Raw genomic sequence first — 20,271 nt, forward strand, 5'->3', positions numbered from 1 at the left:
CAGGAGGGGAAGAAAATGCGTAATCATTTGCTGGTAAGAGCTTCTCTGTTGCCACTTCTGGTCATCGCGGCCATGCCGGCGAATGCCCAGACCGCGCCGGCAGCAGGCGCCGCCAAAAACGAAAATGAGATCGTCGTCACCGGACTTCGTGCCAGCCAGCAGGCATCGATCGGGTTGAAGCGCGAAGCCGTCAACGTGGTCGATTCGATTACGACCCAGGACATCGGCCGCCTTCCCGAACAGAATGTTGCCGAATCGCTCCAGCGCGTTCCCGGTCTGACGATCAGCAGAAATGCAGGCGACGGGCAGTTCATATCGGTGCGCGGGCTGGGGCCGCAATTCAACGTAGTCACACTCAACGGCCGCACCCTCGCCACGGACAATATCGGCCGTGAATTCAGCTTCGATATCCTCCCGTCCGAACTGATTGGTGGCGCGGACGTTTACAAGAGCCCGCTCGCCAGTCTGAACGGCGCCAGCATCGGCGCAACCGTCAACATCCGTACTCTGCGGCCGCTGGAACAGAAGGCCCTGGTTCTCGCTGGTTCTTTCGACATGCAATATGACCAGCTGCCCGGGAAATGGAATCCGCGCGCATCCGGCGTGTTCAGCTGGCATAATCAGGACGAGACGCTGGGCGTGTCGCTTGTCGCATCCTACCAGAAGCGTCAGGTGCGGGTCGATTCCTTCGATATTGGGGCGGGCTGGCTGAAGCGCAGCAGCACCGACTCCTACCTTGCCGGACGCGTCGCCCCTTCGGTCGGAAGCTTCACCGATGTGTGGATGCCGTCAAACCTGTCTCCGGCTTTCACCTTTTCCGACCGCGAACGCTATGGCCTGAGTGGCACGGTGCAGATACGTCCCATGGATGAACTGACCTTCACCACCGACGGCTTCTTCTCCCACCTCAACCAGATCGACCGTTACAACGCCATCGCCTACGACTTTTCTGGTGGCACGCTGACGGATCAGGTGATTGGTACTGGAAACCGCGCCGTATATCAGCGCTTTACCGGCGGTTTCGTCGATCAGATCCTGGCGCGCACCCATCGCGATGCTACCACCATCCTGCTGGGCGAAAATGTCACTTGGCAACATGACGGGCTGACGCTGTTCGGGGATGTTTCCGTTTCACGGGCCAAGCGCAAGGGCAATGACGACACCTATTTCACGACTATCCGGCGTACCAATTCGACGCTGGAATGGGACAGCCGGACAGGCAGCCCCATATTCGATGCGCAGTTCAGCAATCCCAACTATGCCAATGCGCCCACCGACTTGAACCATATCGGTGCCCATTATATGAACGTTGGCGGTACCAATACGACAGACAAGACATTCGAAGCCAAGCTGGGCGGCGAATGGAAGAGCGACAGCGGCGCGAAACTGTCAGCGGGCGTCGCGCGCCAGAATCGCGATAAGATCGCCGACACCATTGCCCAGCCCGGCGCGTCGCAATGTGCCTTCTGCGGCGGCACCACCTATGTGCCAATGCCTTCCTCCCTATTCTCGGTGACCCCGTCCAACTGGTTTCCCGGCTATGGCGGCGATACGGTGCGCCAGTGGATCCAATATGACGAGCGTGCGCTGACGCAGGCGCTGGCGGACTATACCGCCGCGCGCAACGACCCGAACTTTGTCGGCTATCAGCCACCGGTCTACAGCCCGTCGCAAAGCTCGGTCGTGAAGGAAAGGGTCTGGACCGGTTATGTAGTGTTCGACCTTAAGACCGAGATTGGCGGCTTACCGCTTGCCCTCAATACCGGCGTTCGGATCGAGGATACGCGCTTCACCTCCAATGGCGCTGCCCAGACGATCATCAGCGCGGTTCCCAATGGGCAGGGGCAGAATATCATCACCCTTTCCCCCGTCGTGCCCATCGGCTTTGCCGGCCATTACACCGACTTGCTGCCGTCGATGAACGCTCGGCTCGACCTGACCGACAAGCTGCTGCTGCGCTTCGCGGCCTCCCGTGTGATGAGCCGACCGACGCTGACCGACCTGTCGCCGGCGCAGACGATCCTTTCGAATCCCGGCAACGAGCAGATCACGCGCGGCAATCCCGATCTGAAACCGTTCCGCGCGTCGCAGGCGGAAACGTCGATCGAATGGTACATGGACAGCTATTCGCTGCTGTCCGCCGCCGCCTTCTACAAGAGCATCGACAGTTTCGTGGCGCGTTCCACCACGCCGCAGGTGGTCGATCAGGTGACCTTCCAGGTGACGACGCCGGTCAATGGCGAAGGTGCGACGGTCAAAGGCTTCGAACTCAGCTATCGCCAGGCTTTCCGCAATCTGCCGGGATTGCTTGACGGCTTGGGTGTGCAGGCCAGCTACACCTATGTCGCCAGCAATGCGCATTATGCGAACCAGGTTACCGGCACCAGCTATGGGCTGGAGGGGCTGTCGAAAAATTCCTACAGCCTTGTTGCCTTCTACGAAAAGTTCGGCATTCAGGCCCGCGCAGCCTATACATGGCGCGACCGCTATTTGGTGCAGGCGAACGGGCGCAACGGGTTGCCGCTCTACGCCGCCGCCTATGGCCAGTTGGACGCGAGCATCAGCTATGACGTGACGCCGCATTTCACCCTCATGGCCAATGCGATCAACCTGAACAATGCCAAGGAGTTCAGCTATGCGGCCGTTCCTGAGCAAACCTTCGACTATTCGTTGACCGGGCGGCGTTTCCTGTTCGGCGCTCGGGCTCGCTTCTGATGAAACTGGTCGCGCCCGGCTCTGCATGGCCGGGCGCGGCGCCTTGACCGGAATGTCTGTTATCGATATCTGATATGCATCCAAGGAGAGAGGCGACAGGCATGATAAAGGCTCTGGCGGCGGCGGGCGGACTTGCGCTGGCGGCCGCGGCAACGGCGCAGGGTTCCGCGCCACAGGTTCAGCCGGTCCAGGTCGATCCGTCCCGCCCGGAGTGGGAAAATCCCGCGATCAATGCCATTGGCAAATTGCCCGCCAGCGCGACCGGTTTTCCCTATGAAAGCCGGGACCAGGCTCTCTCCGGCGACCCCGCCCGATCATCGCGTTTCCTGTCGCTGAACGGTGCGTGGAAATTCTCTTTCTCTCCGGATGCGGATCATCTTCCCACCGGTTTCGAGAAACCGGATTTCGACATATCCGGCTGGAAATCGATCAAGGTTCCCGCCGACTGGCAGGCGGAAGGTTATGATCAGGCGCGCTACAACAACATCACCTATCCCTTCCCCGCCAATCGGCCGTTGATCCCCCATAGGACCAATCCAGTGGGTTCCTACCGCCGCGACGTGGACCTGCCCGCAGGCTGGAAGGGGCGGACCGTCATCCTGCATATCGGGGCGGCGGGGTCTGCCTATCATGTCTGGGTCAACGGGCAGAAGGTCGGCTATTCGGAGGACAGCAAGCTGCCGTCCGAATTCGATGTGACCAGCCATTTGCATCCCGGACGCAACAGCGTCGCCATCCAGGTCTTTCGCTGGTCGGACGGGTCCTATCTGGAGGACCAGGATTTCTGGCGCGTTTCCGGGATCGAGCGTGATGTTTTTCTGATGGCTGTGCCCGGCACGCGAGTCCGGGATTTTTTCGTCCACGCCGGGCTGGACGACGACTATAGCACGGGCATGCTGGCGATCGACATGGCGATAACACCCGGCGCCGCCGTCAGTGCGCGCTACGTGCTGATGGACGGCGATCGCATCCTGCTGGAAGGCCGTCGGGCGCTGGCGGAGGGACAGGCGGAACGCAACGTGACGCTGGATGGGCGATTGCCGGGGGTGAAGCCTTGGACCGCGGAAACGCCCAATCTCTACACGCTGCTGGTCGAACTCTATGACGGTCAGGGGGGCCTTATTCAGTCGACTCCGGTCCGCATCGGTTTTCGGACGATCGCGGTCCTGAACGGCCTTGTCACCGTGAACGGCCGTCCGATCACGATCCGGGGCGTCAATCGGCACGAACATGATCCGGTAACTTTCCATGTGATGTCGATGGAAACGATGGAACGCGACATCCAACTGATGAAGCGGAACAATATCAATGCGCTGCGTACATCCCACTATCCCAATGACCCGCGCCTTTACGAACTGGCGGATCGCTATGGCCTCTATGTCATGGACGAGGCGAATATCGAGAGCCACGGCTATATGGACTATGCCAACCAGCATCCGAACCAGCGCGCCGCCTATCAGATCGGCTTCGATCCCGCCTGGAAGGACGCGCATGTCAGCCGCGTCGCCAACATGGTAGAACGCGACAAGAACCATCCCTCCGTCATCTTCTGGTCGCTGGGCAATGAAGCCGGCATCGGTCCCAATTTCGCGGCCGCCGCCGCTGCCGCCAGAGCGCGTGATCCCGGACGGCTCATCAGCTATCTGGGCTGGGGAACGTTCGACCATGGCGAGACCAGCCATTATCCGAACTGGTATGCCGACATCTACGCACCCATGTACGACACCGTCGCCCAGCTGGCGGACTATGCGACCAACTGGAATTTCAAACAGCCACTGATCCTGTGCGAATATGCGCATATGATGGGCAATTCAGGTGGCAATCTGAAGGACTATTGGGACGTCATTCACGCCCATCCCGACAAGTTGCAGGGCGGCTTCATCTGGGACTGGGTGGACCAATCCATGTATCGCTATACGAAGGACGGCCGTCGTTATTGGGGCGACGGCGGCGAATATGGACCCAATGCTGGAGGAGACATCGAATTTGGCGACGGGCTGCTCCAGTCCGACCGCACCCCCAATCCTGCCCTTTATGAAGTGCGCAAGGTCTATGCGCCGATCCAGTTCGACGGTTTCGATCCGGCGACAGGCAGGCTGACGGTTCGCAACAGGCATGATTTCCTCGATCTGTCGGGTTTTACCTTCGACTGGGAATTGCAGGAAAATGGCGTCTCGGTCGCCGGAGGATCGCTGCCGGGGCCGCTGGCGGCTGCGCGCGCCTCGGCCCAAATGGATCTTCCGATAGCGACATTCCCACTTAAGGCCGGGTTGGAATATTTCGTCACCGTCCGCGCCCGTGCGAAGGCCGATGTCATCCCGGCGGTCGATGCGGGGACGGTGGTGGCCTGGGACCAGTTCGCACTGGATAAGGTCGCCACCGCCCCGGCCCTGGCGCGGACGGGTCCGGTCGAGGCAGTGGACCGAAATGGCGTCATCACTCTGTCGGCGGCGGGTGCTAGCCTGATCCTCGACCGCTCCACCGGCCTTATCCGTTCCTATAGCAAGGATGGCAGGCTGCTCGCAAAGGATGGGTCGCCGAATTTCTGGCGCGCCTTGACCGACAATGATGTCGGGATCGGCACCGGGCAACAACTGGCCGTCTGGAAGGGGATGAGCGAGGTGCGCAAGGTTGACGGGATTATTCTGCGCGCCCTGCCGGACGGATCGCGGGACATAGCCGTAGCCTTCACGCTGGGTAAGGGTGCGGTTCGCTTCACCACGCATTTCCGGATGGCGGGTGACGGATCGGTTGCCGTTTCTGGCGCGTTCGTGCCACTCACGACCGATCTGCCTTCGCCTTTCCGTGTGGGGCTGGTCTTCAGCCTGCCGTCCGATCTCGACACGGTTGAATGGTATGGGCGCGGCCCCCATGAAAGCTATGTCGACCGCAGGACATCGGCCGCGATCGGTCTGTGGCGGGGTGCGCTGGCGGCGCAGAACCACGATTATATCCGCCCACAGGAAACCGGCAACAAGGTGGACGTGCGCTGGATGGAGCTTTCGGGGTCGGGCAGGGGGCTGCGCGTTGAGGGCAGCCGGCCGCTGATGATGAATGCGCTTGCGTTCCCCTATGCCGATCTGGACCGACGCCTGCCGGGCAGCTGGAAATCGAGTGACATCCGCCCGCATGGTGACGGCACGCTGCTGGTCGATGCTGAACAATGGGGGGTGGGAGGGACCACGCAATGGAGCGAACCGGGCAAGCCGCTGCCGGAATATCGCACCAGCCTGGCGCCCGCGACGATCAAACTGCGCCTCAGTCCCTTTGCGGGCGAAGGCACCAGCCCCGGAAAGGCGTCCCCCGCCAGCGCAACGGGGGTGGAATGATATACAACGCCTGATCGCAGCCGCGCGCGGTTTTGTCCGGAGTGACTAGCGCGCGAGCCAGCCGCCATCGACGGCGAGGGTGTGGCCGTGAATATAGTTGGCTGCCGCGCTCGCGAGGAACACGGCCGCCCCACCGATATCGCTGGCCTGGCCCCAGCGGCTCGCCGGGATGCGCTCCTGAATCTCCCGGTTACGGGTTTCGTCGGCCTGAAGCGCGGCGGTGTTGTTGGTCGCGATATAGCCCGGTGCGATCGCGTTGACGTTGACACCCTTCGCCGCCCATTCATTGGCGAGCAGCTTGGTGAGGCCCGCAACGCCGCTCTTGGCGGCGGTATAGCTCGGCACGCGGACGCCACCCTGGAAGGAGAGAAGCGAGGCGATGTTGATGATCTTGCCGCTGCCCTGGGCCAGCATGTGTCGTCCCGCCGCCTGACACAGGAAGAACAGCACCTTCAAATTGGTGTCGATCACAGCGTCCCAGTCTGCCTCGGTGAAGTCGATGCTGTCAGCGCGGCGGATGATCCCGGCATTGTTGACGAGAATGTCCAGGCCCCCGAATTTCTCCAGCACCTCGTCCACGATGCGCTGGACCGGCGCGATGCTGGACAGGTCGGCGGAGATGATCTCCGCCCTGCACCCCAGCGCGCGGACCCTGGCGACGGTGTCCTCGGCGGGCGTGCGGCCCACGGCGGCGATGTCCGCGCCAGCTTCAGCCAGCGACACGGCAATCGCCTGACCGATTCCGGTGTTGGCGCCGGTGACGATCGCCACCTTGCCTGCAAGATCAAAGAGTGTGGGCATCGGTCTTACCGCAACTGGCAGATGTCGAGGACGTTCATGTCGGTATAGTCGAGATTCTCGCCGCCCATCGCCCAGATGAAGGCATAGCTTTTCGTGCCTGACCCCATATGCACCGACCAGGGCGGAGAGATCACTGCCTCCTCATTCCCGATGACGATATGACGCATGGCATCCGGCTCGCCCATATAGTGGAACACCCGGTCGCCGCCCTGAAGGTCGAAATAGAGGTAGATCTCGCTGCGGCGGTCGTGGAGGTGCGGCGGCATGGTGTTCCACACGCTGCCGGTCTCAAGGACCGTGAGGCCCATCAGCAACTGGGCGCTTTCACACAGGCCGGGGATGACGAGCTGGTAGATCGTACGGTGGTTGGAGTTGGCAAGGTCGCCGCGCTCGAGCGGATTGGCCTCGGCCCGGGTGATCTTCCTGATCGGGCAGGCTTTGTGCGCGGGCAGGGAGGCGATGTAGAAGCGCGCCTCGGTGCCCTGGAAGATCACATCCCTCGACCCCATGGGGACATAGAGGCATTCCTTGTTGCCCAGCTCATAGCGGGTGCCGTCGACGATGACCGCACCGTTGCCGCCGATATTCACAACGCCCATTTCACGGCGCTCCAGGAAGGGGTGCCCCGCTGCCGAGGCGGGTTCACTCTGGTCGGGAAGCTTGAGGCTGCCGCCTGCTGGTACTGCGCCCCCGATCACGAAACGCTCATTGTGCGAATAATTGAGCACTACCCTGCCATCCAGGAACATGCCGCCGACCAGATAGCGGTCGCGCAGGGACTCATTGTCCACGCATTCCATCATGTCGGGATGCGTCGCGTGATAGGTCTTCTCGAACATTATCGTGATTCCTGAACCATCTGTGAAAAGGGAGGGGCCTTGGTCAGGCCCAATAGGGCCGCCAGGGGTGGCGCAGGCGCATCAAGGCCTCGAGGTAGAAATAATCGCCCCAGATGCAGGCTTCATCCACGCCGGCCTTGTTCGGCATGTGATAGACCGCGTGCAGCAGCAGCGCGTTGGAGCCTTCGATCGGCGCCAGATAGCTGTCGCCCAGCGTCTTCACGATCGCGACCGCCCAGGCCTCGTAGGTTTCCCGCATCTCCGCCGACAGCGGCAGTGCCTGCGACAGTTCGATCAGGCCGCAGGCGGCGATGGCCGCCGCCGAACTGTCGCGCGGGGTCACGTCATCATCGGTAAAGATCAGATCCCAGCAGCAGATGCCGTCGGTTGGCAGCCGATTGAGAAAATAATTTGCGAGTTTGGAGGCGATTTCAAGATAGGCGGGATCCGATGTGTGCCGCCAGGCGAGCGCAAAGCCATAGATGCCCCACGCCTGTCCACGTGCCCAACTGCTATCATCCGAATGACCTTGATGCGTACTGCCGTGACGAGATTTGCCAGTCTTGGTGTCAACGTAGAAGGTATGGAAAGTCGAGGCATCGGGACGCACCAATAGTTTCGCGGCTTGCGCCAGATGCCTATCGGCGGCGGCGGCGAAATCCTTGTTCCCCGTCTCCCGCGATGCCCAGTAGAGCAGGGGTACGTTGAGGTTGCAGTCGATGATCATGCGCCCGCGCTGCTTGGGATCTTTCATGTCGCCCCAGGCCTGGATTACCTGTGCCACCGGATCGAAGCGCTTGAGCAGCAGGCGGGCCGCCTCCAGCCCGGCGGAGCGCGCCAGCGAGTCCCCGGTCAGCTGATATCCCGCGCAGGCCGAAAGCGTGTAGAGGAAGCCCAAATCATGATGATCCACGTTGATCCGCCGCTCGACCCGCGTGGCGAAGGACTGGATGTTGCCTTCCGCCACGGACCGGTAACGGTCCTCGCCGGTCAACTGCCAAGCCAGCCACAGCATGCCTGTCCAGAAACCATTGGTCCATTCGACATTGTCGATGGGCGAATAGATGCCGCTCTCGCTGGAAGGCGAAGGGAAATATTCCGCGAACTGGGACAGAGTCCGGTCGATCCGGGCCAGGGCGGCCTGGATCCGTCCGTTCAGATCGGTCGCATTGAGAGAGTCCAGGGCTCTTGCCGCCAAAGGTTCATGGACGATAGAATTCATCTTTTTTGTTCCTCAAGAGGCAGGAGGCCGGGCGCTCCGGCATTTGCCGTATCCGGGTCGATGCGTGGCGTGCGCCGCGGCACATATTCTGGCGGGGTGTGCGCAAGGGCGAAAAACGACCATGTCCAGAAGATCAGGGCGAACCCGGCGATCAGGAAGTAACTGTGCTGGAAGCCGATCAGGTCGTAGCTGATGCCGACAAGCGGGGACAATATCGCCAGCCCCAGAGAATGGCCGAAACTGACGCCAACCATATAGACGGTCGATGCAAAGCGCGCTTCGAAATGAAAGGCGATGTAGCGGAAGATCGATACGCTCAGGATCGGCAGCTCGATCGCATGGGCCATCTTGCAGATCGAAATGGTGATCGGGCCGATGGCAAGGCCCGATCCGGCGATCCGCAGGATCATGATCATTGCCGCCAGCAACAGGCCGCGCGTCGCGCCGATGCGTCGGACGACCAAGGGCGCGACGAACATGCCGCTCGCCTCCACGAAGATCTGGGCCGAGTTCAGATAGCCGAACATCGCATTGCCCTTTTCCGGTGTTGGAAACAGGGATGAGAAATAGAAGGGGAATTGCTGATCGTAGACCAGATAGAGATTGGTCACGCCCAGGATCAGGATCATGAACCGCCAGAACTGAGGTTGCGACAGTAGCGAAAGAGAGTCTCGCAATGTCAGCCGGTCAGCCTGTGCTTGCGCGTCGGGGTCCGGTTCCACTTTGGCCCAGCTGAGCAACGGCAAGAGGAGCAGGCCGGCCGCGCTCGCCAGAAAGAAGTTGATCGATGGATCGACATTGTAAAGCCGTCCCGAAAAGGCCGCTGCCGACGCAAATCCGATCGAACCCCAGAGCCGCACGCGGCTATATTCGAAACCATATTTACGCCCGATCCGGTCGACATAACTTTCTAGCGCATAGCTGCCTGCCATGAAGGTGAAGCCCAGATACAGGCCCCCCACGACCGCTCCCACGGGCAGGCTCCAGTGCAGTAAGGGTGCATAGGCATAGAGGAAGAAGGGGCCTGCCAATATGACGAGAATGGCGATGCAGACGGGTATGACCTTCCGGAACCCCATCCGATCCGACAGGAAGCCATAGGCTGGCTGGGCAAGCATCGCGCCCACCGAATTCACCGCGAACACGGTCCCCGCCTCGCCGCCGTTCAGATGCAGCGAGCGGGTCAGCCAGATCGACAGCAGCGAAATCGCCATGGCCTGGGCGAAAAAGAAGCAGAAAAGAAAGGCACTGAGCGCGGCATAATTGCGCTGGCGGAAAGAGGCCACGTCATCCTCATGATCTGTTATCGATATCAAATATGCCGGACTCAACGTGATCTTGCAAGCGCTATCGGTTGACTCGCGGCTTGCACCGGTTATCGATATCTCCAGCAGCGCAGCGACAATGGCGGATTTCCGGAGAGATCAGCGTTCATGGCGGACGATAATGGGTACAACGACACAGGCGCGAAGAGCGCTCACCGCCCCGTCGTGACCATCCATGACGTCGCGCGCCATGCCGGTGTCTCTTCCATGACGGTCTCGCGGGTCATGACCGGCAAGCGCCATGTCAGCGAAGCAATGCGAGAGCGCGTCAATGCGGCCATCGCCGAACTGGAATATTCGCCCAATATCACCGCACGCAGCTTTTCCAGCGCTGTCCGGGTCGGTGCTATCTATTCCAATCCGGCATCGTCCAACCTGGGCAGTTTCCTGATGGGCGCCTTCCGCCAGAGCGGCGAAAGCGGATGCCAGTTCCTGATCGAGCCGGGGCGGAATGAAAAGGAGGCTCTCGAAAGCCTTGGGCGGCTGGTCGAAGCCAGGATCGGGGGTGTGATCCTGCCGCCGCCGCTCTGCGATTCAGAAGCCATATTGGAGTTTGCGGCCCGGTCCGACGTATTGCCGCTCGCCTTTGCGACGGCGATCCCGCGGGAGGGTGTCTCCGCGATCATCGTCGATGATTATAAGGGCGCTTATGACATGACGCGCTATCTCATCGGCCTTGGCCACCGGAAAATCGGCTTTGTTCAAGGCGACCCGAAGCATTCCCCGTCGCAAAGACGTGAGCAGGGCTATCGCGCCGCCATGGCCGGAGCATCGCTCATGATCGACGACGAGTGGATCGCTCCAGGCCTGTTCACCTATCGGTCCGGACTTGATGCCGCCCGCCGCCTTCTGAACGCTGCTTCGCGGCCTACGGCGATCTTCGCAAGCAACGATGATATGGCGGCTGCGGTCGTGGCCGTGGCTCATGGCATGGAACTGCTGATTCCCCGCGATATCAGTATAGCCGGCTTTGACGATGCCCAGATCGCGGCGACGATCTGGCCCGCGCTGACGACCATCCGGCAGCCCATTTCCGACATGGCATCCCGCGCTGTCGCCCTGCTCAGTGACCAGGTTCGCGAGGCACGCACAGGGCGCCAGCCGGAGGTCCGTCATGTGCGGGAAATGCTCACCTTGGTCGAGCGCGACTCGACCGGTGCGCTTCAAGTATAGAAGCGCCGCGTGCATGTCCGCAGGCTCCCAAGCGGGCTTTTCTTCCCTCTCTGACAGGGATGGCGGGGCGCCGGAATAGGGGCGACATTTGATTGAGGGCTGAATCCTGGCGACAAAAAGCGATTGCACACACCGTATGATATCGATATCATACTGCTATCGATAACAGAATGGACTCGGGTAAGAGTGCCGCATCGGTAACAGCCAGCCTGAGGGTTTTGACGTGGAGGGGATAATGAGAAAGTTCAGCCAAATCACAGCCATATTGCTGGCTACAAGCACAGCGATACCCGCATTTGCCCAAGGCGCAGACTCACGGGAGGCCGGAGATGCCTCAGTCGCGGATATTGTTGTCACCGGCCTCAGGGCCAGCCTTCGGAACAGCGCGCAAATCAAGAAGAACACCATGGAAGTGGTGGATTCGATCACCGCCGCCGATATTGGCAAGCTTCCCGATCCCAATGTCGGCGAGACCCTCTCCCGCGTGCCGGGCGTGCAGGCCTACCGTTTCGGCGGTGAGGCATCCTCGCCGGTCGGCAACGGTTCGGGCCTCACGATCCGCGGCCTGACGGGCCAGACCGGGTCGCGGGTCGATGGCCGTGCCTATTTCACCGCGGGCAACCGCGAATTCAACGTGGAAAGCGCCAGCCCCGGCATGGTCGCGGGCATCGATGTCTACAAGAACCCCTCGGCCGAACATATTGAGGGCGCGATTGGCGGCCTGGTCAACCTGCGCACGCGCAAGCCCTTCGACTTCAAGGATCTGGCGGTTTCGGCGGCGGTGGGTAGCCGTTATAATGATCTGGGCAAGGAACTGACGCCCGAATATTTCGGCATGGTTTCCAAGCGCTGGAATGTCGGCGACGGCGGCGAACTGGGCGTCCTGATCTCGGGCAGCTATGCGCAGAGCTTCAACCGCGGCGATAACACGCCGTCAGTCGGCGGCACGCAGTTCCGGCGCGCCATCCGCGGCGACAGCGCGGAATATGCCGCCAATGTGGGCACGGGCCTGAACCTGAACCCCGCCTATGTCGGCCGTTCCGATGTCACCTATCTGGCGGACGTCAATCCGACCACCATTCCGCTCGCGAACCGCCAGAGCCTGTTGTCCTCGACCGGCGTCCAGAACAACATCTCGCAGGAAGATTACCGGCGCACGCGCAAGGGGCTGACCGCGGCCGTACAGTGGAAGCCGAACCCGACGCTCGAATTCTACGCCGAGGGTACTTACAATTATTATCTGTACAACCAGCATTATCGTTTCCTGAACGCCACTGACAGCCGCTATGCGCAAGGCCTTCAGACGACGGCCTTCACCATTGATGAGGCGCTGGCGAACCGCAATTCCAATGGCGGGACGAACGATCTTCTGTCCGGGCAGCGGGTGACGGGCGGCACATTCCTGAACTCGACCTTCACCACCACCGGCGGCGACGAACATCGCCGGTACAAGACGATGATCCTGGCGGGCGGCGTGAAGTGGAAGCCCAGCGATCATTTCGACGCGAATTTCGATTTTGCCTATATCAAGGCGGACCAGTATCAGGACAACCGGTCTGTGGTGCTCTCGCCCGCGGCCGGACTGACCTGGAATATCGCGCGTTCGCTAGGCACGCCGGAAAAGGTGACGATCACCGGTCCCGACCTGGCCTCACCCAGCACCTGGGTGTTCAACAATTATGGCAATGGCACGAACCAGGTCTGGGACGATAACGGCGTGTCCGCCGCGATCGACCTCAAATATTCCTTCGACGATTACTTCCTGAAGGACATCAAGGTCGGCGGCCGCTACGCGACGCAGCGCGACCATTATTATAATTATAATTTTGGCGGGAAGAATCTGACCACCAACGGTCTTGCCCTTGCCGCCGACAGGTCAAACGCCATTTCGGTGAATTCCATGGCCGATCTGATCGAGGGATCGCCGACCAACTTCATGAACGGCGATGCGGGCTATAACGGAGGCTATCTGGTCTTTTCGCCGACCGCTCTGCTCGGCGACAATGTCAGGAACCGCTTTCCGCTCGCGGGCATCCAGGCGGAAGATTCCCTCAGCGAGAATGTCCTCAGCCGGCGCTATTTCAGTGAAAAGACCTATGCCGGCTATGCGGTGGCCGACTTCGCTTTCCTGAACGACCGGATAAAGGGCAATGCGGGCGTCCGCGTGGTAAAGACCGACACCTTCGTCCGCGCCATGAACCGTCAGCCTGGCACGACCACCATCATCCCGACCGGCAGCAATTCCTCCTACACCGACGTGCTGCCCAGCTTCAATCTGACGGGCTATCTGACCCAGAACACGTTGCTGCGCTTCGGCTATGGCAAGGGGATCACCCGGCCTGACCTGGGCGCGCTCAATCCGGCGCTGGTCGTCGATGTGAATTCGGGGACGGGATCGATCGGCAATCCCAATCTGCGGCCGCAAAAGGCCGACAGCTTCGATCTTTCACTCGAACATTATTTCTCGCCGGTCAACTATGTGTCGGCCGCGCTGTTCTACAAGAAGATCGACGGTTTCTTCAGCAACATCACTTCGTGCCAGACCATTGCGGGAGCGTCTACACCCACAACCAACCTCAACTGTACCGGCAGCCAATATTTCCTGACGCAGACGGTCAATGCCGAAAAAGGTACGGCCAAGGGGGTCGAACTGGCGGGACAGACCTTCTTCGACTATGATTTTATGCCCAAATTCCTGTATCATTTCGGGGTCGTCGGGTCGCTCACCTATGTCGAAACCAAAAATCCCCTGACCCTGAATGGCCAGCGTGTGAACACGATGCAGCCGCTGACGTCCAAATATGCCTATTCGATCGCCGGCCTCTATGAAGACGATCTGATCTCGGCCCGTCTCGTCTACACCTGGCGTTCGAAGGCGGTGCTGTTCGGAGTGACACCAAACCCGATCGATGGCCGTTATATCGGTTCGTTCGGGCTGCTCGACGCGTCGTTGAACTTCAAGCTGCCGCACAATTTCTCGCTGGCCCTGACCGCATCGAACATCACGAACAAGGGCGCCGACCGTTTCATCGGCGAACCCGGCCTGGCGACGGGGATCGAACGTCAGCACTTTGTGAACGGTCGCAATTTCGGCGCCACGCTACGCTATAGTTTCGGTAGCTAAACGGTTGCCGAAACGGGAGGAAGGGTTTCTGCACGAACCCTTCCTCCGTCTGCCGCGATGCGCCGCAAGATGCATTTCAAGGCAGGCTTCCGCGGAACTCATGCGAAGACGCTGAGATGCCGACGTATCACGCCTTGGAGTTGCGCAAGGGCCGCATGGCTTCACCAAAGCCTGATGAGTCCAAGCTCATTGGATCTGGTGTCGCCGACACATTGGGCGGGCGGCGATATCAAAGGCTATCGCCGCCAGGCCGCGTCCGCTCGCAAATGCCTGCCCAGATCGCGGGATGCCCACATGTTCAAGAGCGAAATCGTGACCTTCAACTGCACCCGCGCTGTCTCATTGGTGGTGAAGACCGGATCGTAGCGATCCGCGGCAGCGCCCGGATCAGGTACTTCCCTCAGAATTGCGGGCGGGGCGGTCGTCATATGCAGCGCCGACATCATCACATGCAGTTCCAGATGGCGCGCGAGTTGGTGCCGGTCGAGCAATGGCCCCCCGGCGCACGCATATTCAGCGATGAAGAGCTCCAGCAACTCGTCGAGATGCCGATCGTGCATTTCCGGCTCTGCCGCCCCGATGCAGCCCCAGATCGAAGCGGCCACCGGCATTTGCCCGACGCTGCCCCAATCGATCAGGCCGGCCCGTAGCACGCCGTCCGGATCCCGCCAGAACCAGGCATTGTCGATATTGGCGTTCATGTGGCAGAGCGCGATCATTTCCGGCCGTGAATGGAGGAACCGCCAGACATCCTCCTGCTGTTCGACCACCAGCGGCGCCGCGGCACAAAAATCCCTCAGGAAGACGCGATCGGCGATATGCGCTGGTACCAGATGCGGATATCGCAGGATGAATTCCGCCAGGCGGTCGATCCTCTTGCCCAGCAGCGGCGCCTCCAGACGGGGGCGGCGGGCGATCAGCATGTCCAGCTCGAACGGGAACAGATGCTCCACCGCGCTGCCGAGCCTGCCTGATTTGTGTGCGCCCGGGAGTCGCGCCAGATTGGAGATCAATGTACTGTAATGCGCGACCGGCTCCGGCAGGATCTGATCCATGCATTTGGGGTGATGTGGCTCGATGACATCTTGACCATAGGCGATACGCTCGGTGATCAATATGCCGGTGAGCGTGTCCTGCTGAATATCCGCATAGAAGCATCTTGGCACGGCAATGGGAAAATCCGGATCGCGCGACAGGTTTGCGAGCCGCACTTCAGGAGGCATGTGATGGCGGCCGCCATCGCGCACCCTGTCCTGGAAGTTGCGTGAGAATTTCACGAACAGTTCGCGCGTCAAGTGCGGCGAGTCGCGTTCATAGGCGACCGAAAGCAGCGCCTTGACGCCAGTGCCGCCCAGCATCCATTGCTGAAGATCGGTGATGCGTGTGACCCTGTTATCCCGCCCAAGCACACCGCTGGCGCGAAAGGCGCGAGTCAGAAATTCAGGCCCACCCATTTTCAGCGCTTCAAGATGCGCGGGGAAATCGAGTCCGAATATATCGCCCCGTGCCCAATCCATGATCGTCTCTGCCATGAAACAGGGGCTAGCGCGGGATAGGATGGGGGCGCAATGAATAGGTCGCTGATCCTCTTCACAAATCACGCGCTCGACCGGCAAGTCGCGAGGGCCAGCCCTGGACATGGGCGGCTCTTCTGGGCGGCGAGGCCAGCACGCATGCAGCCGCGGAACCAAATATTTCGCCGCGCCTTTGTGCAGCATGGCTTCACCATCCAGTCCTCTTGCGGTGCGCGGTATACGGGGCAATGACCTGCCGGCCTATGTCAGCAACGGCCTTATTGGCCTGCGCGTGTGCGAAGTGCCGCTTGTGCCGGGTTCCGCGATCCTGAACGGCGTTGTCGGCCTTTATCCTGAAGAGCCCCTGGAAGCCGCGATCCCGGTACCCTATCCGCTCTGCGGCGACATCGGCATCGGCGAAGCCTGGATGTCCGAACAGCCATGGGCGGTCAGCGAACTGGAGCAGAGCTACGACTTCTCCGCTGGCGAACTGAACAGCAGCTTCCTGTTCCGGGTTGGAGAGAAAGCTGTTCTCGCGCGGATAATCACTTTTGCAAGCCGCAGCGATCCGGCGCTCGTCCTGCAGCAGCTCGAATTGAGCTCTGAGGCCGCCTGCGAGGTCAGGCTCCGCGCAATGATCGGAACCGCCCATGCGCGGGGGCATGTGGGCAGACGGATGATCGGCGCGGAAGCCCAGCCGGGGGACGGCGCCTTGCTCTGGATCCCCGAAGGCGAAATGAGCTGCTGCGGCATTGCCTTTGCGAGCCAGTGCACAAACACGAGGGAGGAGCCGGTAATCCAACAGAAACACGGGTCTGGGCCGCTTATCAAGGAATATCGGGTGACGCTGAAGCCCGGCAAGCCGGTCCGCCTGCAGCAGGTCACTGCAATGATTCCGTCCATCGTGCACCATCGGCCGGACGAAGAGGCGGTCCGTCGCTTGGCGAAGGGGCTCGCTCTGGGCTTCGACAGGCTGCGGGCGTGCAATCGCGAACAATGGGACGAGATTTGGCAGGGGAGGATAGTCGTCGAAGGGGCCAACAGCCATCATCAGCGGCTGATCGATGCCGGCTTCTTCTACCTCAACAGTTCAGCGCACAGATCGTCCCCAGCCGCGACATCCATGTTCGGCCTCGCAAGCTGGCCCGGATATAATTATTATTATGGCCATGTGATGTGGGATATCGACGCTTTCTGCGTCCCGCCGCTCCTGTTGATCCAACCTGGGGCAGCGCGGAGCCTGCTCGACTTTCGCGCCAGGCATGTGGGCGCGGCAAAGGCCTATGCGAAGCTCGACGGTCATGGGGGCCTGCGTTTTCCATGGCAGGCGGCACCGCGTTCGGGGGAAGAGGCGAGCCCCGGTCCAGGCCCGGCTGCCGCCAATGCTGCGCATGTGTCGCTGCATGTGGCCCGCGCCTTTGCTCTGCATGCCGATGCTACCGGCGACCGCCGCTATTTGCGGGATCATGGCTGGCCGATCTTGTCCGGGGTGGCCGACTGGCTGGTGGATCGCATGTCGACGACGGAAAACAGTATGAAGCTGTTGCGTGCGAACGGTCCGGCGGAGGTTCCCGATCCACCCGATAATGACAGCTTTACGTTGATGACCGCCTGCGATTTGCTGCGCCGCACGATCCGCCTGGCCAGGTCCATCGATGCCGAGGTTCCGGTCTCATGGCATGGGCTGCTTGATCGCATTCGCCTGCCCGTGCGGAGCGACGGCGTGATTGCCTCTCACGAGAATTTCCGTGTCAATGAGGAGAAGGGCGCTACGCCATCGCCGCTGGCCGGGCTTTTCCCCATGCATTATCCCGCTTCGGACCGAGAGAGTAAGGCGACGTTGGATTTCTTCCTCAAGCGCTGGCGCGACTATGTGGGTTCGCCCATGCTTTCGGCTTTCTATCCTGTCTGGGCCGCCATGGCAGGCGACAGGGGCCTTGCTCTCGCGCTGTTCGAGCAGGGCTATGCCGCCTATGACAAGGGCCGTTTCCACCAATGTCTGGAATATCGGGAGGATCATCCCGATTCCAAGGTGCCGGCGGGTCCGTTCATGGCCAATATCGGCGGCATGCTGATGACGATGCTGATGGGGTTGCCGGGGCTGGAGATATCTGCGGCAGATCCCGCCACATGGGGCCGACGCCGGGTGGTACTGCCCTCCGGCTGGAAGAGCATCTCCGTCAATCGCATCTGGGCCGGCGGTCGTCCGATGCGCCTTGTCGCTCAACACGGCAAGGAATGCGCGGAACTGGTTCCCGGGTCAGAAACTATTCATTCCGCCGTTGAGGCTTGAGACAAAAGCCCAACGCAAGGGAGCGCGCGCAGCAGTCCGGCCCGATACATTCGCCATTTGGGCGCCTCGACGGCAGGATGAAATGGGTCCTGACCCTAGGATGATTGGGCCGCGCGTTTCTCTCGTATGAGTTGCATCGACAAAACCATGTTGTTCACTTCCATGTCGAGTGCCGTCTCCATTACCGAATCCTCGGCGGTGTTGAGGCTCGATTTCATCAGGCGCCAGGCGGACACATGGTTCGCCGCCAATGTCTTCGCGATCGCCATGGTCTCCCGTTCCAGATCTTCCGGTGCGAAAAGTTCCGAATAGATGCCTTGCCGATAGGCCGTCTCGGCGTCCAGTTGACGGCCCAGAATGAACATCTTCCTGACTGCGCCGGCGCCGACGATCTTGGTCCAGAAATAGGTCGATCCATAATCGCCCGAATAGCCGCGCTGATCGAAGGCGGGCGTGAAGGTTGCGGTGGTGCTGGCGAAGCGCAGGTCGCACGCACCCGCCAGTCCGATTCCGGCGCCCGCGACCGGGCCGTTGATCATCGCAATGGTCGGCTTGCCCATGTCGTGGAGCATCCGGCCCGTGTCGATGGTGCGGCGGCCGTGATAGATGCGCTGGTCGATCGGAAGGCTCGCGGAGGATGGCTGATCGCCCTTCATGTCTCCTCCCGCACAAAAGCCCCGACCTGCACCGGTGAGAACCACGCAGCGGATTTCATCGTTATAATATGCGTCGGCAACCGCTTCGCGGAGCCTGGCCATGAGGGGGATGTTCATGGCGTTCAGGCGATCGGGCCGATTCATGGTGATGATGCCGACATGATCCTCTATTCTGGTGATGACTTCATCCATCCTCGTATCCCCTATGCAAAACAGTTATTTCTTCACTTCCGGCTCCGGCCAGGCCTCATGCTCCCGTTCCCCGGGATTTGACGGGGCGCTGGGAGAAACGGCAGGCCCGGTCGATCGAAGGATGCGCCCCTTGTCGGCTTATGGGCATCTCTGCACTCCCCATATTTCGCCCCCGCTCGCCGTTCCGGTCTGTCGCTATGGCCGTTAATTAGCTTAATAATATAACTGAAGCAACGTTATAAAGTCGAACTCGTACGATGCCGGTTTTGACGATGCCAGGGCTGGGAGCGCGCTGCCCCGGAGACCGGCAAAAGCTCAATGGAAGACGTCCACCACCGCCGTTTTCCCCACCTTGGAGAGCCAGAAGGGCCCCGCCGTGGTCATGTGCCGGTGCCAATGCTCCTCGGCCTCAGGGCCATTGCCTGCTTCGATGATCTCGATCAGCCGGGCATGAGACCGATATCCTGCCTCGATCGATTTCGCGCTTTGGCCCGGCACGGGACCGTGGCGATAGGACACCTCTATGTGCCGTTCGGTTACGCCATAAAGTGCCTGCCCGACCACCATCAGCGCAACATTCCCGCTCTGCGCGAGCAGCACGCTGTGGAACATGGCGATCGAACGGGCGCGTTCCGCATCGGTCGTGGCCTCGCGTTCGGCCTTGTACTGGACCCACAAAGCCTCGGCCGCTTCCCGGGGCCGCGATTCCGCCGCCAGCCGGGCCGACGGCGGTTCGATCAATGTGCGCGCGGCGTAGATTTCCTCGATCGTCGCGCCAAGCGCCTGCAGGGCAAGGCCCGCCGCCCGCGTGACCGCCTCGCCATTCAACGCATTGACGCGGGCTCCCCCGTTCGCGCCGCGGACCACGGTGATGAGCCCTTCCACTTCGAGAATGCGGATCGCCTCCCGCACCGTAGGGCGGGACACTTCGAACTGGGCAATCAGACTGGCTTCCTGGGGCAATCTTTCACCCGCCGCGATTTGTCCGCGTATGATGGCTTCGCGAAAATGGGCGGCGATAAGTTCGGCCGCCTTGGGAACGCGGACGGTTTTTGCGGAAATGGAACTGCTCATCTTCACTGGTGTCC

The 20,271-nt window shown here is 61.0% G+C and carries 12 protein-coding genes; 5 read left to right on the forward strand and 7 right to left on the reverse strand.

The window, feature by feature from the left end; all coding sequences use genetic code 11:
* The first annotated feature begins 15 nt into the window (after positions 1–15).
* Both MJ601_RS03675 and MJ601_RS03680 read left to right on the forward strand, forming a co-directional pair.
* A complete protein-coding gene (locus MJ601_RS03675; RefSeq protein ID WP_242123381.1) occupies positions 16–2,715 on the forward strand; it encodes a TonB-dependent receptor in 2,700 nt (899 codons plus the stop codon).
* A gap of 101 nt (positions 2,716–2,816) precedes the next feature.
* Positions 2,817–6,044 carry a glycoside hydrolase family 2 TIM barrel-domain containing protein gene (locus tag MJ601_RS03680; RefSeq protein ID WP_242123383.1) on the forward strand — a complete coding sequence of 1,076 codons (3,228 nt, stop codon included), beginning with the start codon at positions 2,817–2,819 and terminating at the stop codon, positions 6,042–6,044.
* A 45-nt stretch (positions 6,045–6,089) separates the two neighbouring features.
* Here MJ601_RS03680 and kduD read toward each other — a convergent pair whose 3' ends face one another.
* The 4 genes from kduD to MJ601_RS03700 are packed head-to-tail and all read right to left on the reverse strand — an operon-like array spanning position 6,090 to position 10,192.
* Positions 6,090–6,845, reverse strand: a complete 756-nt coding sequence (kduD, locus tag MJ601_RS03685; protein ID WP_242123385.1) for a 2-dehydro-3-deoxy-D-gluconate 5-dehydrogenase KduD — start codon at positions 6,843–6,845, stop codon at positions 6,090–6,092.
* A gap of 5 nt (positions 6,846–6,850) precedes the next feature.
* Positions 6,851–7,684: a 5-dehydro-4-deoxy-D-glucuronate isomerase gene (kduI, locus tag MJ601_RS03690; RefSeq protein WP_242123387.1), complete on the reverse strand. Its 834-nt coding sequence runs from the start codon at positions 7,682–7,684 to the stop codon at positions 6,851–6,853.
* Positions 7,685–7,727: 43 nt separating this feature from the next.
* The gene (locus MJ601_RS03695) at positions 7,728–8,906 is read right to left on the reverse strand and encodes a glycoside hydrolase family 88 protein (RefSeq protein ID WP_242123389.1); all 1,179 of its coding nucleotides are present in this window, start codon (positions 8,904–8,906) and stop codon (positions 7,728–7,730) included.
* Positions 8,903–10,192 carry an oligosaccharide MFS transporter gene (locus MJ601_RS03700; RefSeq protein ID WP_242123391.1) on the reverse strand — a complete coding sequence of 430 codons (1,290 nt, stop codon included), beginning with the start codon at positions 10,190–10,192 and terminating at the stop codon, positions 8,903–8,905. The genes MJ601_RS03695 and MJ601_RS03700 overlap by 4 nt, the downstream gene beginning before the upstream one ends.
* A gap of 147 nt (positions 10,193–10,339) precedes the next feature.
* Between MJ601_RS03700 and MJ601_RS03705 the strand changes: the two genes are divergently transcribed.
* Both MJ601_RS03705 and MJ601_RS03710 read left to right on the forward strand, forming a co-directional pair.
* Positions 10,340–11,404: a LacI family DNA-binding transcriptional regulator gene (locus MJ601_RS03705; protein ID WP_242123393.1), complete on the forward strand. Its 1,065-nt coding sequence runs from the start codon at positions 10,340–10,342 to the stop codon at positions 11,402–11,404.
* Between the two features lie 235 nt (positions 11,405–11,639).
* On the forward strand, positions 11,640–14,528 hold the full coding sequence (locus tag MJ601_RS03710) for a TonB-dependent receptor (protein ID WP_242123395.1): 2,889 nt from the start codon (positions 11,640–11,642) through the stop codon (positions 14,526–14,528).
* Positions 14,529–14,764: 236 nt separating this feature from the next.
* Here the strand turns inward: MJ601_RS03710 and MJ601_RS03715 are convergent, their stop codons facing one another.
* Positions 14,765–16,045 (reverse strand): hypothetical protein, encoded by a 1,281-nt coding sequence (locus tag MJ601_RS03715; RefSeq protein ID WP_242123397.1) that lies wholly within the window; start codon positions 16,043–16,045, stop codon positions 14,765–14,767.
* A 226-nt stretch (positions 16,046–16,271) separates the two neighbouring features.
* On the opposite strand from MJ601_RS03715, the gene MJ601_RS03720 reads away from it, so the two are divergent.
* Complete coding sequence (locus MJ601_RS03720; RefSeq protein WP_242123398.1) at positions 16,272–18,335, forward strand: glycoside hydrolase family 65 protein; 2,064 nt, start codon at positions 16,272–16,274, stop codon at positions 18,333–18,335.
* A 95-nt stretch (positions 18,336–18,430) separates the two neighbouring features.
* On the opposite strand, the gene MJ601_RS03725 is transcribed toward MJ601_RS03720, so the two are convergent.
* The gene (locus MJ601_RS03725) at positions 18,431–19,183 is read right to left on the reverse strand and encodes an enoyl-CoA hydratase/isomerase family protein (protein WP_242123400.1); all 753 of its coding nucleotides are present in this window, start codon (positions 19,181–19,183) and stop codon (positions 18,431–18,433) included.
* A gap of 315 nt (positions 19,184–19,498) precedes the next feature.
* The gene (locus MJ601_RS03730; RefSeq protein ID WP_242123403.1) at positions 19,499–20,257 is read right to left on the reverse strand and encodes a FadR/GntR family transcriptional regulator; all 759 of its coding nucleotides are present in this window, start codon (positions 20,255–20,257) and stop codon (positions 19,499–19,501) included.
* Positions 20,258–20,271 lie beyond the last annotated feature (14 nt).

Source organism: Sphingobium trunci, assembly GCF_022664535.1.
Taxonomy (GTDB): domain Bacteria; phylum Pseudomonadota; class Alphaproteobacteria; order Sphingomonadales; family Sphingomonadaceae; genus Sphingobium.